We start from the raw sequence: 13544 nt of genomic DNA, 5'->3' as shown, positions 1-13544 counted from the left end.
CTGTACGAGCCAACGAAGCGGAGGAGCGGCAGTGACCGAGCCGCTGGACGACGGGCCCCCGGACGGGCTGAGCCCGACCGAGCTCCACATGTGGAACGCCTTCAGAAACGGAAGCACGTACGACCTCAGTGACACCGATCCCCTGTTGAACGATCCCTTCTCCCCCCTGCCCTGGGGTCCCGAGCGCAGCGTCCGGGCGTCGATCGTGGCCCGGCTGCTGCTGAGCGGACCCGCCGCCAGGCCGGGCCGGGTCTGCGCGCTCAAACTGCGCGGCGTCCTGATCACCGGCACCCTCAAGCTGGCCGGCGGCAGTATCTCCCCGTACGTGGAGCTGCACGGCTGCCGCTTCGAGAACGAACTGCTGATGCCGGAGGCGCACTTCACGACCGTGCGCATGGTCGGCTGCGCGATCCCGCGGATCGAGGCGGCCAGGCTGCGCACGGAGGGCGATCTGCATCTGCCCCGCTGCCGCGTCGAGCACGGTATCCGGCTCACGGACGCCCAGATCGGCACGGACCTGCTGATCAACCAGATCCATGTGCGACCCGACCGCCGGGGCCGGGCGATCACCGCGGACGGCATGTCGGTGGCCCAGGACTTACAGGCCGAACTCATAGAGACCTACGGCGAGTTCAGCCTGCGCGGCGCGAAGGTGGGCGTCTCGCTCAGTCTGCGCGGCAGCCGGCTGCGCGCGGCGGCGGAGCGCCGCGCGCTCAACGCCCCCCAGCTCAGTGTGGAACGCACGCTGTACATGACGGGCGCCTGGGTGAGCGTGACCACGGGCAACCAGGGCGCCACTCCCCCGTTCGGCATCGCCGCCTACGGCACCCCCGCGCGCGGCTCCCGGCTGCAGCCCTTCGAGTGCCACGGCGGGGTCCGGCTCGACGACGGGCGGTTCGGCGACGCGGTCGACCTCCAGCGGGCGCGGTTCGTGCTGAGCCCGCGCGAGGAGCTGTCGCTGCGCAGGATCGCCACACCCGAGCTGCGGTTCAACGCGGAGCGCCCCGAGGAGGGGCGGGTCGTACTGAACGGCGCGAAGGTCGTGACGCTGATCGACCTGGCGGCGAGCTGGCCGGGCCCGGGCGGGCTCGCGATGGGCGGCTTCGTCTACGAGAACCTGGTGCCGTACGAGGAGTTCCCGCTCTCCCGGCGGCTGGAGTGGGTCGCGTCGGCGACCCCCGAGTACTCGCCGGAGCCGTACGAGCGGCTGGCGACCGTCCTGCGCAACAGCGGCGAGGACGCGGACGCCCGCGAGGTGCTGCTGGCCAAGAACCGCCGCCGGCGGGAGACGCTGCCGCTGGCCGGGAAGCTGTGGGGATACCTCCAGGACCTCACGGTCGCGTACGGCTACCGGCCCGGCCGGGCGGCCCTGTGGATGGCGGTGCTCTGGGCGGCCGGCGCGATCGCCTTCGCCCAGGTCGCCCCACCGCCCATCAAGCCCGACGAACATCCCGAGTGGAACCCGGCGCTGTACGCCCTCGACCTGCTCATCCCGGTGATCAATCTCGGCCAGGACGGCCACTGGCGGCTACAGGGCGGATGGCAATGGGCGGCCGCCGTTCTGGTGCTGCTGGGCTGGATCCTCGCGACCACGGTCGCGGCGGGCGCCTCCCGGCTCCTCCGTCGCGGTTAGTCGCTTTCTTTACCGTCTCTTGACTTCGGCCGGGACAACCATTCCGTTGCCACCAAAGCTTCACAGCTGCCCTCTGGCGCGGCGTTCACCTGCGCGTTTTCAATGGTCCGCACCATGTCACTGATCCGCGCCCTGATCCGTACCGCGCGCATGATCCGTCATACGCCACGGCTCACCCACTGCCTCGCCCCTGACGAGGCGGTACTGCTCGACGCCCCGGACGACCGGCTCGGGCCGGCGCTGGTCGCGGCCGCGGTCGGCGAGTACGAACCGGCCGCCAAGCTGCTGGCGACCACACGGGAATCAGCCGAATGGGAGAACCGTGACCGGTACGTCGTCAGGCTCGCGGCGTTCGCCCGGAACCGGGACGAGTGGCTCGGCGACTGGCTGGGCGCGGCTCCGCGCGACGCCGACGCCCTCGTGGTCAAGGCCGAGCTCGCGGTCCGCAGGGCCTGGGAGTCGCCCGCCCGCACGGAACTGCTGCGGGAGGTGGGCCCGCTGATCGACGCCGCGGCGGAGGCCGGTCCAGGCGACCCTGTGCCCTGGCGCATCGCGCTCGACCACGCGCGCGGCACCCACGCCTCGCACACGGCCTTCGAAGCCCTGTGGGAACAGGCCGTCCGCCGTTCCTCGCACCACTACGGCTGCCATGTCGCGGCGCTCAAATACCTGTCCGCGCAGTGGTACGGCTCGCATCGCGAGTGCTTCGACTTCGCGGAGCAGGCCGCCGCCGACGCGCTTCCCGGCTCGCTGGTCCAGGCCCTGCCGGTACGGGCGGCCTTCTCCCAGCTGCTCGGCGGTGAGGCCAGGACATCGGTGCAGGACGACCGGATCGACGCGGCCGCGGACCTCGCCATCACGCTGTCGCGCGCATACGGGCCGGGCGACCCGTGGCCGGCAGAGGTCCGCAACCTCCTCGCCTATGTGCTGGTGGCCCGGGGGCGCTGGGAGGAGGCGCTGAACCAGTTCCGGCTGATCGGCCCGCACGCGACCTCGTTCCCGTGGTCGTCGGTGACGGAGGACCCGCTCGGCCGGTTCCTCCAGGCCAGGGGCGACGTACGGATCGAGGTCGCGTCGGCGACGCCGCTGCGTGGACGGGGAGGACAGGCCCGCCCGCTCGACCATTACTCTTGACCGCTGTGACCACCGCTCGCCTGCCGCTCTTCCCGCTGAACTCGGTTCTGTTCCCGGGCCTTGTGCTGCCACTGAACATTTTCGAGGAGCGTTATCGCGCCATGATGCGCGAGCTGCTGAAGGCGGACGAGGAGGAGCCCCGACGCTTCGCCGTGGTCGCCATCCGCGACGGCCGCGAGGTCGCGCCCGCCGCCCCGGGGATGCCCGACCCGACCACGGTCGTGGAACGCGGCCCCGCCGCCGGCTTCGGACCGGACCCGATCCAGGCCTTCCACCGCGTGGGCTGCATCGCCGACGCGGCGACCGTCCGCGAACGCGGGGACGGCAGCTTCGAAGTGCTCGCCACCGGCACGACCCGCGTCAAACTGCTGTCGGTCGACGCGAGCGGGCCCTTCCTCACCGCGGAGCTCGAAGAGATCCCGGAGGAGCCGGGCGACGGCGCCGCCACCCTCGCGGAAGGCGTGCTGCGAGCGTTCCGCAGCTACCAGAAGCGGCTGGCCGGCGCGCGTGAGCGCTCGCTGTCGACCGGAGCGGAACTGCCGGACGAGCCGTCGGTCGTCTCCTACCTCGTCGCCGCGGCGGCGGTGCTGGACACCCCCGCGAAGCAGCGGCTGCTCCAGGCGCCGGACACGGCGACACGACTGCGCGAGGAACTGACGCTGCTGCGCGCGGAGACGGCGATGCTGCGGCACCTGCCGTCGCTGCCGGCCGTCGATCTGACGTGGCGGCCCACCAGCCCCAACTGACGCGAGGACACCTGGCGTGGCGAAGAACGCGACGAAGAAGACGAAGAAGCAGCAGTCGGGCGGTACGCCGGCGACGGTCGCCCTCACGGCGGCGGGCATCCCGTTCACCGTGCACACCTACGACCACGACCCGTCGTCGCCCTCGTACGGCGAGGAGGCCGCGGAAGCGCTGGGCGTTTCCCCCGATCGGGTCTTCAAGACACTCGTCGCGGACGTGGACGGCGCGCTGACGGTGGCGGTCGTCCCGGTCGCGGGCCGGCTCGACCTGAAGGCGCTGGCATCGGCCGTCGGCGGCAAGCGGGCGACGATGGCGGACCCGGCGGCGGCGGAACGCACCACCGGCTACGTCCGCGGCGGCATCTCGCCCCTCGGGCAGCGCAAACGGCTGCCGACGGTGCTGGACGCGTCGGCGTCGGCGCACGGGACGATCTGCGTGTCGGCGGGGCGCCGCGGCCTGGAGGTCGAACTGTCCCCCACGGACCTGGCATCCCTGACCTCGGCAACCCTGGCGCCGATCGCCCGCGCGTAGCCCTGCGGGGCGCCGTTCCCCTACCCGCCCCTTCCCGAACCTGGCTCCGCCCGGACCCGCACCGCGCCGCCGCCCGGAGGGAAACGTCACTGCCGGGGCGCCGGCGCCCCCGTCGGCCCCGTCGGCCACTCCGGCTCCGGATCCCGCGGCCCGAACAGCGCCGTGAGCCCCAGATGTACCACCATCGCCGCCACCGGCCACGCCAGCAGCGCCCCCTTCGCCCGAAGGTCCAGGTACGCGTCGAAGGTGACCCCCTCACCGACCTGGCGCGCTTGCTCCACCACGTCCCGCGTCGGGCCGAACCACATGCCGATGCCCCAGCCCAGCAGGGAGCCGAGCACGGCGCCGACCGCCAGGGCGACCACCAGCGCGATGCCGCCGCGCCGTCGGAAGAGGAAGACGGCCACCGCGGTCAGCACCCCGAGAGCGACGCCCAACAGCAGGAACGTGCCGTCCGCGCCGATCGCCTCCTCGCCTTCGGTGTCCTTGAGGAAGACCGCCTCGTCGTTGGAGACCAGCGGTACCCGCGGCGCCAGCCACAGCCAGAGGAAGCCCAGGGCGACGCCCAGGAGCGTGACGGCCACGAGGATCAGCGCGGAGTCCCGCAGGTCCTTCCGCAGTTCCGCGGCCGACTCGGCCTCGTCCTTCGCCGTGTCGTACGCGTACATCGAGGACGACCCCGGCCCGGTGGGCGGCGCCTGCCAGGCGTTGTCGTCCCGGGAAGGCTCGTGCGGCTGGTGGGGCGGCGTCAGAGGTGCGGTCACACCGCCATCGTGCCAGGCCCGCCCGGGTGACGCCTCACCGGACCGCTGCCCGCCGGTAGGCCCACGTCGCGACCGCCAGTGAGACGACGCCGACGGCCGCGCAGACGGCGAGGTCGAGGGCGACGGCGGGCCAGTCCGGGTGGGCGTCGAAGGTCCGGGCCATGGCCTCGACCCCGTACGTGGACGGCAGCAGATCACGCGCGTAGGAGACCGGTTCCGGCAGCCGGTCGGCCGGCAGCACGCCGAGCAGCAGCGCCGCCGACATGCCCAGCTGCCCGAGCAGCGTGGCCATTTCCTGGCGGGGCGCCAGCAGGCCGAGGGCCGCGCCCAGCCCGGCGAGTGCCGCGCCGGACAGCGGGATGACGGCGGCGAGCACCCACAGATGCGTCAGCGGCAGGTCGAACAGCACACTTCCCGCGACGGCCGTCACCACCGTTCCCGGCACGGTGAACGAGGCGTACGCGCCCGCCGCGCCGAGCACCACGGCCGCGGGGGGCACCGGCAGGGTGGCGTAGTGGTCGAGGCCGCCTCCGGCACGTAGCTGGCCGAAGTACTGGGCGAGCAGGTTGAGCGCCACGAAGGCGACGACGAGCACGCTCGCGCCCGCGACGACGGCGCGCGCCTCCGCGCCCCCGTCGACGACGCCCCGCATCAGAACCATGATCCCGACGGACTGGAACGTCGCCACGAACAGCAGCGGGATGCGGGCGACGCGCGCCCGGGACAGCTGCGCCCGGTACACGGCCGCCAGCGCCGGCAGCAGCCGCGCTCTCGGCGCGAGCGGCGCGGCGGTCGTCTCCTCCGCCGGCGTCCGGCGCGCGGACACCGCCGCGTCGGATTTGGCGGACACGATGCTCACGCCTTGACCAGCCCCTTCGTCGCGTTCCCCCCGAGTGCCAAGTACACGTCCTCCAGGCTCGGGGTGGCCAGGGTGAAGTCGTCGAGCGCCGCGAAGGCCGCGCCGCCGGTCACCGCGGCGACCGCCGCCCGTGCCTCTTCCGGGCCGAGCCGGAGGACCCAGCGCCGCCCCGATTCCTGCGCGGAGCCGCGCAGCGCGGCGACCTCGGGCACGTCGAGCGGGGCGCGCTCGCGCCATACCAGCTCGACCCGTACCTCGCCGGCGACGTGCTCCTTCAGCCCGGAGGGGCTGTCGCAGGCGATGACCCGGCCACGGTCGAGGACGGCGACCCGGTCGAGCACGGTCTCCGCCTCGATGACGTTGTGGGTGACCAGGAGCACCGTCGCGCCGTGTTCGGCGCGGCGCCGGTCGACCGCGGCCCATACGGCGCGCCGTGCGACGGGGTCCATCCCGGTGGTGGGTTCGTCCAGCACCAGGACCGGCCGCTCACCGACCAGGGTGGCCGCGAAGCAGGCGAGTCTGCGCTGCCCGCCGGAGAGCTTCTTGAGGGGGCGGCCGGCGAGGCCGGTGAGGCCCAGTTCTTCGAGGACGGCGTCCCGCTCCGCGCGCGCTCGGCGTGCGGCCAGTCCGCGCAGCCGCCCGGTGGTCTCGGCGGCGAGCGCGACGGTCAGTTCGTCGAGCGCGGTGGACTCCTGGCCGAGGTAGCCGATGAGCCGGGCGGCGCGCTCGGGGTGCCGTACGAGGTCGTGGCCGAGGACGTGGACCGAGCCGGCGTCGGGGCGCATCAGGCCGGTGAGCTGTCGCACCAGGGTGGACTTGCCCGCGCCGTTGGGTCCGAGCAGCCCGAAGATCTCGCCGCGCCGCACCTCGAGGCTGATGCCGTCGCTGGCACGCACCTCGGGTGTCCCGGGCGTGCCCCGTCTGCCGCGCGCGGCGGGGTACGTCTTGACCAGATCCCGCACCACGCACACCGTACTCACGAGGTACGAGACTACGGGGTCCGTCCGCCCCGGATGCCCTCGGGCCCCGGCTGCTCACCCGCCGGGCCGTGATCTGCGGCCGTCCGTACATCGATCTCCCGCCAGAAGCCGGCCCGGATCGCGTAGCGGTCGTGCTCGTCGATCTGGTCGTCCTTGTGCGCGAGAAGTCCGAAACGTGCGGCGTAGCGCAGCAGTTCGCCGTCGATGCGGTGCGGGATGCGGGGGTAGAGCGTGGACAGCTTCTGTACGTGGCCGTTCTCCGGCAGCCGCTCCATCCAGCGCCGCGCGAAGACCTGGCCGACCTCGAAGGGATCGCCGCCGACGGTGGTGATGTCCTCCTCGCGGTCGGCCCAGCGCTGTTCGGCGCTGGTGAGCTGGGCCAGGGTGGGCAGTGAGGCGGTCTCCGGGGGTTCGCCCAGTGTTCCGCCGCCGGGCCGTTCGATCCAGCCCTTGTCGGAGGACCAGCGCAGGGTGGCGTTCGGCGGGTGGGATGCCGGGTGGGAGGAGGGCTGGCCGGGGGCGCGCAGCCCGGCGAGGTCCTTGGGGGTGGGCACGCCGCCCTTGGGGCCGGCCGGGGCGGGTGCGGGTTGCCCGTCGTCCTCGGCCGGCGCGGGCCTGGTGCCGTTGCGTACGGCGTCCTCCGCCCGCTCCGCGGCGGCGGCGAGCGCGGACTCGGGCAGCGGCGCGGAGAGGATGGCGGCGATCTCGGGCCGGGGAACCGGCGGCGGCGCGCAGATGCCGGTGAGTTCCTTGGCCCGTACGGCCCGGATGATCCAGGCACGGTCGAGGACCCGGCGCTCGTCGGCCTCCGCGACGAGGTCCTCCGACTGGTTGTAGTCGCCGTCGGCGGCCTGCACGGCCCAGAGGTGGACGGCGACCCCGTGTTCCTTCGCGGACATCAGCCCGGGCAGCAGGTCGCCGTCGCCGGTCACCAGGACCACGTCGGAGCAGGCGCGGTTCCTGGCCAGTTCGGTGAGCTCCGCGTGCATCGCCGCGTCGACGCCCTTCTGCGCCCAGCGTCCGTCGCTGCGGGTCAGGGCACCGAGCCGGACGGTCACCCGGGGCATCACCCGCAACCGTCGGTGCTCGGGCTGCGGGACCCGGTCGGGGGCGCCGTCGAACCAGTAGATCCGCAGCAGGGGTTGCCGGGTGTCGGCTTCCGCGAGTTCGCGCAGGCCCTGGATGAGGGACGCGTGGTCGACGGTGATCCGCGATCGGGCGGGCTCTCCGGCGAGAAGGCTGGCAGCGGCGCCCAGCAGATAGCCGGCGTCCACCAGGACGACGCAGCGGTCCACGCGTTCCACCCTCTTTCGGGAGCTCAACGGTGCTTCGAGATCCGGGATTGTTGCGGGTTTCTGTCGAGTCTGCCCGACCACGGGAGGGTTGACGTCCGGAACTCGATCATCGGCGTGGCGGATCGCGCCGCACACCTGCCCACCGGGGCCGACTACGGTCCGCAATGATCCAAAATGCGGCTGTTTTACGGGTATGTGAGTCTGGTCGCGGCCCTGGCCCCTAAAACCCCCACAGGAGGCATCCCATGGCCAAGAACAAGAAGCAGGAACGCACTCAGAGCAAGGCTTCTCCCGCGGAGCGCGGCACCCAGCAGGCGCGCAGCTCCTCGATGGAGGCCCAGGCCGAGCAGCGGGCGCAGGCGGTCACACCTTCCGACGTGGCTCACAAGGGCCGGCAGAAGCGCTTCGGTCACAACTGACTGATCAGGAGCTGATCGCACAAGCCAGAAGGGGCGCTCCCGTGACGACGGGAGCGCCCCTTCTGCGTGCGGGACCGGTCAGCCGGCCAGACAGGACGGGCCGAGCAGCACCTTGAGGTCGCCGAAGAGGGCGGGGTCGGGCTGGACACGGTGCCGGTCGAGCCGCAGGACCGTGGTCTTGCGCGGGCCCTGGAGCTTGATCCGCACCTCGGTGTTGCCCTTGTGGTGGCTGAGGATCTCGCCGAGGCGGCTGACCATGGGCGGCGTGACCTTGACCGTCGGAATCGTCACCACCACCGGCGCGTTGGTGCCGGCCGAGGACAGGTCGGGGACCATCAGCTCCATCGCGACCAGACGCGGGATGTCCTCGCGCTTGTCGAGGCGGCCCTTGACGAACACGACGGTGTCCTCGACGAGCTGGGTGGAGACGAGCTGGTACGTCGCCGGGAAGAACATGCACTCGATGGAGCCGGCCAGGTCCTCCACGGTGGCGATGGCCCAGGCGTTGCCCTGCTTGGTCATCTTGCGCTGGAGGCCGGAGATGATGCCGCCGATGGTGACGACCGCGCCGTCCGCGTGCTCCCCGCCGGTGAGCTGGGAGATGGCCGCGTCCGTCTTGTCGGAAAGGACGTGCTCGATGCCGAAGAGCGGGTGGTCGGAGACGTAGAGGCCGAGCATCTCGCGCTCCTGCGCGAGCAGGTACGACTTGTCCCATTCGACGTCGGAGAACTCGACGTCGAGCCCGAAGCCCGGCTCGTCGCTCGCTTCCTCGCCCATACCGCCGAAGAGGTCGAACTGCCCCTCGGCCTCCTTGCGCTTGACCGCGACCACGTTGTCGATCATCGGCTCGTGGTGGGCGACGAGGCCCTTGCGGGTGTGGCCCATCTCGTCGAACGCGCCGGCCTTGATCAGGGACTCGACGGTGCGCTTGTTGCAGACGACGGCCTCGACCTTGTCGAGGAAGTCCGGGAAGGAGCTGTACTTCCCCTTCGCCTTGCGGGTCTTGATGATCGACTCGACGACGTTCTGGCCGACGTTGCGCACGGCGGTGAGGCCGAAGAGGATCACGTCGTCGCCCTGTGCGGCGAAGTTGGACATGGACTCGTTGACGTTGGGCGGCAGGACCTTGATGCCCATGCGTCGGCACTCGTTCAGATAGACGGCCGACTTGTCCTTGTCGTCCTTGACCGAGGTGAGCAGCGCCGCCATGTATTCGGCGGGGTGGTTGGCCTTGAGGTACGCCGTCCAGTAGGAGACCAGGCCGTAGGCGGCGGAGTGCGCCTTGTTGAAGGCGTATCCGGCGAAGGGGACCAGCACGTCCCACAGGGCCTGGATGGCCTCGTCGCTGTAGCCCTTCTCGCGGGCGCCCTTCTGGAAGAGGACGAAGTTCTTCGCCAGCTCGTCGGGCTTCTTCTTGCCCATCACGCGGCGGAGGATGTCGGCCTCACCGAGCGAGTACCCGGCGATGATCTGGGCGGCCTTCTGCACCTGCTCCTGGTAGACGATCAGGCCGTACGTGACGTCCAGGACCTCCCGGAGGGGCTCCTCCAGCTCCGGGTGGATCGGCGTGATCTCCTGCTGCTTGTTCTTGCGCAGGGCGTAGTTGGTGTGCGAGTTCATGCCCATCGGGCCCGGGCGGTAGAGCGCGGACACGGCGGAGATGTCTTCGAAGTTGTCGGGCTTCATCAGCCGCAGCAGGGAACGCATGGGCCCGCCGTCGAACTGGAAGACGCCGAGGGTGTCACCGCGCTGGAGCAGCTCGAAGGTCTGCGGGTCGTCGAGCGGCAGGGAGAGCATCTCCAGGTCGATGCCCTTGTTGGACTTCACCATCTTGATGGCGTCGTCCATGATCGTGAGGTTGCGCAGGCCGAGGAAGTCCATCTTCAGCAGGCCGAGCGACTCGCACTGCGGGTAGTCCCACTGGGTGATGGTCACGCCGTCGGTGTGCCTGACCCACACGGGGACATGCTCGGTGATGGTCTCGCTCGACATGATCACGCCGGCGGCGTGCACGCCCATCTGCCGGACCAGTCCCTCGACGCCCTTGGCGGTGTCGATGACCTTCTTCACGTCCGGCTCGTTCTCGTACATCGCGCGGATCTCGCCGGCCTCGCTGTACCGCGGGTGCGAGGGGTCCGTGATGCCGTTGAGGTCGATGCCCTTGCCGAGGACGTCGGCGGGCATGGCCTTGGTGAGCCGGTCGCCCATCGCGTACGGATAGCCCAGCACGCGGGCGGAGTCCTTGATGGCGTTCTTCGCCTTGATCTTGCCGTACGTGCCGATCATGGCGACCTTGTCGGCGCCGTACTTCTCCGTGACGTACCTGATCACCTCGACGCGCCTGCGCTCGTCGAAGTCGATGTCGACGTCGGGCATGGAGACGCGCTCGGGGTTGAGGAACCGCTCGAAGATCAGACCGTGCGGGATCGGGTCGAGGTCGGTGATGCCCATGGCGTACGCGACGATCGAGCCCGCCGCGGAACCACGGCCGGGGCCCACCGCGATGCCCTGGTTCTTGGCCCACATGATGAAGTCGGCGACGACGAGGAAGTACCCCGGGAACCCCATCTGGATGATGACGTCCATCTCGTACTCGACCTGCTTCTGGCGGTCCTCCGGGATGCCGCCGGGGAAGCGGCGCTCCATGCCGCGCATGACCTCCTCCTTGAACCACGTCACCTCGGTGTGGCCCTCGGGGATGTCGAACTTGGGCATGAGGTTCTTGGCCTCGAACATGCCCTCCGTGTCGACCTGCTGGGCGACCAGCAGGGTGTTGCGGCAGCCCTCCTGCCAGGCGTCGGAGGAGTCGATCGCGTACATCTCGTCGGTCGACTTCAGGTAGTAGCCGGTGCCGTCGAACCGGAAGCGGTCCGGGTCGGAGAGGTTCTTGCCGGTCTGGATGCACAGCAGCGCGTCGTGGGCGGCGGCCTCGTGCGCGTAGGTGTAGTGGGAGTCGTTGGTGACCAGGGGCGGGATGCCGAGCTTCTTGCCGATCTCCAGCAGTCCGTCGCGGACGCGGCGCTCGATCTCGATGCCGTGGTCCATCAGCTCCAGGAAGTACCGGTCCTTGCCGAAGATGTCCTGGTACTCGGAGGCGGACTTCAGGGCCTCGTCGAACTGGCCGAGGCGCAGCCGCGTCTGCAGCTCTCCGGAGGGGCAGCCGGTGGAGGCGATCAGGCCCTCCGACCACTGGGCGATGGTCTCCTTGTCCATACGCGGCCACTTCTGCAGCCAGCCCTCCGCGTACGCGTCGGAGGAGAGCCGGAACAGGTTGTGCAGGCCGGTGGCGTTCGCCGCCCAGATCGTCTTGTGGGTGTAACCACCGGAGCCGGAGACGTCGTCGCGCTTCTGGTGCGGCTGGCCCCACTGGATCTTGCGCTTGTTCCGCCGGGACTCGGGGGCGACGTACGCCTCGATGCCGATGATCGGCGTGACGCCCGCCTTCTTGGCGGAATGGAAGAAGTCGTACGCCCCGTGGAGGTTGCCGTGGTCGGACATGGCGATATGGGTCATGCCCATCTCGTTGCACGCCTCGAACATGTCCTTGAGCCGCGCAGCACCGTCCAGCAGCGAGTACTGGGTGTGGACGTGAAGGTGCGTGAAGGGCGGCTTGGTCACGGCGGCGGGCCTCCGGGCTGCAATCTCCTGGGGGTGCGACCCCCGGACCCCCGCTTTGGGGGACAGCGTGGAAGTCTACGTCGCCGCACTGACACTCCGAGGGCACTCCTGCGTACCTTCATGCGTTGGACGGGGCGGAAATGCTGTCCCATTTGTCATGTACCAGGAGGCGCTCAGAGATGCCGGTCCCGCAGCCCACCGCCGAACAGCGCGGCGAGGAGATCCTCGCCGTCTTCGACACCGCCTTCGGCGAGCTCCTGGCCGCCGACCCGGCCGCCTTCCGGGTCAAGTTCCGCAAGATGGCGGCCTCGGCGTTCGCGTTCTACCGGGGCACGGCCTGTCTGTTCTACAACGACATGGAGCGGGAACAGCACACCGGTCCCTACCTGGACGAGCGGACGAGCCGGGTGTGGATCCACGGCGATCTCCACGCGGAGAACTTCGGCACGTACATGGACGCCAACGGCCGGCTGATCTTCAACGTCAACGACTTCGACGAGGCGTACGTCGGCCCCTTCACCTGGGACCTGAAGCGGCTGGCCGCCTCGCTGGCCCTGATCGGCTACACCAAGGCGCTGAGCGACGAGCGGATCACGGAACTGGTGCGGATCTGCGCGGCCGCCTACCGGGAGCGCATCCACGCCCTGGCGACCGGCGCGAAGGACGACGACGTGCCGCCCTTCACGCTGGACACGGCGGACGGGCCGCTGCTGAGCGCGCTGCGAATGGCGCGTTCGCTGACCCGGTTCTCGCTGCTGGACTCGATGACCGAGATCCGTGACTTCGAGCGCCGGTTCGCGTCCGGCGGCGGCTCCATCGAGCTGGACGCGGCCACCCGGTACAAGGTCCTGGCCGCCTTCGACGGCTATCTGGAGACACTGCCGGAGTCCAGCCTGACCCGCCCCGACTCCTACCGCGTCAAGGACGTCGTGGGCCGGCGCGGCATCGGAATCGGCTCGGCAGGTCTGCCCTCGTACAACATCCTGCTGGAGGGCAACAGCGACGCCCTGGAGAACGACGTCGTGATCTACATGAAGCAGGCCCAGACCCCGGCGGTGTCCCGGCACATCACCGACCGGGAGGTCCGCGAGTACTTCCAGCACGAGGGGCACCGCACGGTCATCTCGCAGCGCGCCCTCCAGGACCACGCCGACCCGTGGCTGGGATGGACGGAGCTGGACGGCTCCGGCCAGCTGGTGGCGGAGGTCTCGCCGTACGCGGTGGATCTCGACTGGTCCGACATCGACGACCTGGAGGAGATCGCCGCCGTCGTGGCCGACCTCGGCCGGGCGACGGCGACCATGCACGCCGCCGCCGACGACGAGAGCGGCCACTCCCTGGTGCCGTTCTCCACCGAGCGGGCCATCGACGCGGCGATCGCCGCGAACGAGGACGGCTTCGGTGACCTGCTCGTCGACTTCGCTCACCGCTACGGCGCGAGGGCGCGGGCCGACCACCAGATCTTCGTCGACCTGTTCCGCAACGGGCAGATCCCCGGCCTGTAGGCGCGGGCGCTCGCCGGAGATCTTCACGGGCTCCTCTTTTAAGAGGCCCTTAATGAACCCGT

Annotated in this window: 11 protein-coding genes; 6 read left to right on the top strand and 5 right to left on the bottom strand. The window is 70.7% G+C overall.

Annotated elements, in window-relative coordinates:
• Positions 1–31: 31 nt before the first annotated feature.
• From GLX30_RS26255 to ybaK, 4 genes are all read left to right on the top strand, one after another.
• A complete protein-coding gene (locus GLX30_RS26255; protein WP_159692937.1) occupies positions 32–1633 on the top strand; it encodes an oxidoreductase in 1602 nt (533 codons plus the stop codon).
• A gap of 102 nt (positions 1634–1735) precedes the next feature.
• Positions 1736–2767 (top strand): hypothetical protein, encoded by a 1032-nt coding sequence (locus tag GLX30_RS26250; RefSeq protein WP_159692935.1) that lies wholly within the window; start codon positions 1736–1738, stop codon positions 2765–2767.
• A gap of 5 nt (positions 2768–2772) precedes the next feature.
• On the top strand, positions 2773–3513 hold the full coding sequence (locus tag GLX30_RS26245; protein WP_159692933.1) for an LON peptidase substrate-binding domain-containing protein: 741 nt from the start codon (positions 2773–2775) through the stop codon (positions 3511–3513).
• Positions 3514–3529: 16 nt separating this feature from the next.
• A complete protein-coding gene (gene ybaK, locus GLX30_RS26240; RefSeq protein ID WP_159692931.1) occupies positions 3530–4042 on the top strand; it encodes a Cys-tRNA(Pro) deacylase in 513 nt (170 codons plus the stop codon).
• 86 nt (positions 4043–4128) lie between these two features.
• On the opposite strand, the gene GLX30_RS26235 is transcribed toward ybaK, so the two are convergent.
• The 4 genes from GLX30_RS26235 to GLX30_RS26220 are packed head-to-tail and all read right to left on the bottom strand — an operon-like array spanning position 4129 to position 7949.
• Positions 4129–4806 (bottom strand): ABC transporter permease, encoded by a 678-nt coding sequence (locus GLX30_RS26235; protein WP_159692929.1) that lies wholly within the window; start codon positions 4804–4806, stop codon positions 4129–4131.
• 34 nt (positions 4807–4840) lie between these two features.
• Complete coding sequence (locus GLX30_RS26230; protein ID WP_159692927.1) at positions 4841–5665, bottom strand: ABC transporter permease; 825 nt, start codon at positions 5663–5665, stop codon at positions 4841–4843.
• Positions 5662–6636: an ABC transporter ATP-binding protein gene (locus GLX30_RS26225; protein ID WP_208545600.1), complete on the bottom strand. Its 975-nt coding sequence runs from the start codon at positions 6634–6636 to the stop codon at positions 5662–5664. The genes GLX30_RS26230 and GLX30_RS26225 overlap by 4 nt, the downstream gene beginning before the upstream one ends.
• Before the next feature lie 20 nt (positions 6637–6656).
• Positions 6657–7949 carry an NYN domain-containing protein gene (locus GLX30_RS26220; RefSeq protein WP_159692925.1) on the bottom strand — a complete coding sequence of 431 codons (1293 nt, stop codon included), beginning with the start codon at positions 7947–7949 and terminating at the stop codon, positions 6657–6659.
• Positions 7950–8185: 236 nt separating this feature from the next.
• Here GLX30_RS26220 and GLX30_RS34430 point away from each other — a divergent pair, with 236 nt between their 5' ends.
• Entirely contained in the window at positions 8186–8359 is a 174-nt protein-coding gene (locus GLX30_RS34430; RefSeq protein WP_167306870.1) for a hypothetical protein, read from the top strand.
• Between the two features lie 78 nt (positions 8360–8437).
• Here GLX30_RS34430 and dnaE read toward each other — a convergent pair whose 3' ends face one another.
• Positions 8438–11977, bottom strand: coding sequence for a DNA polymerase III subunit alpha (gene dnaE / locus GLX30_RS26215; protein ID WP_159692923.1), 3540 nt, complete (start codon positions 11975–11977; stop codon positions 8438–8440).
• Positions 11978–12156: 179 nt separating this feature from the next.
• Between dnaE and GLX30_RS26210 the strand changes: the two genes are divergently transcribed.
• Positions 12157–13482: a DUF2252 domain-containing protein gene (locus GLX30_RS26210; RefSeq protein WP_159692921.1), complete on the top strand. Its 1326-nt coding sequence runs from the start codon at positions 12157–12159 to the stop codon at positions 13480–13482.
• Positions 13483–13544: the final 62 nt, after the last annotated feature.

Origin of the sequence: Streptomyces sp. Tu 2975 (assembly GCF_009832925.1) — a bacterium.
Lineage (GTDB): Bacteria > Actinomycetota > Actinomycetes > Streptomycetales > Streptomycetaceae > Streptomyces.
The sequence above is the reverse complement of the archived record's forward strand: the minus strand, read 5'-3'. Positions and strand labels throughout refer to the sequence as shown.

Coding starts and splice junctions, on each gene's coding strand:
- GLX30_RS26250 (WP_159692935.1), top strand. CDS start 1,736: ATGGTCCGCACCATGTCACTGATCCGCGCCCTGATCCGTACCGCGCGC.
- GLX30_RS34430 (WP_167306870.1), top strand. CDS start 8,186: ATGGCCAAGAACAAGAAGCAGGAACGCACTCAGAGCAAGGCTTCTCCC.
- GLX30_RS26210 (WP_159692921.1), top strand. CDS start 12,157: ATGCCGGTCCCGCAGCCCACCGCCGAACAGCGCGGCGAGGAGATCCTC.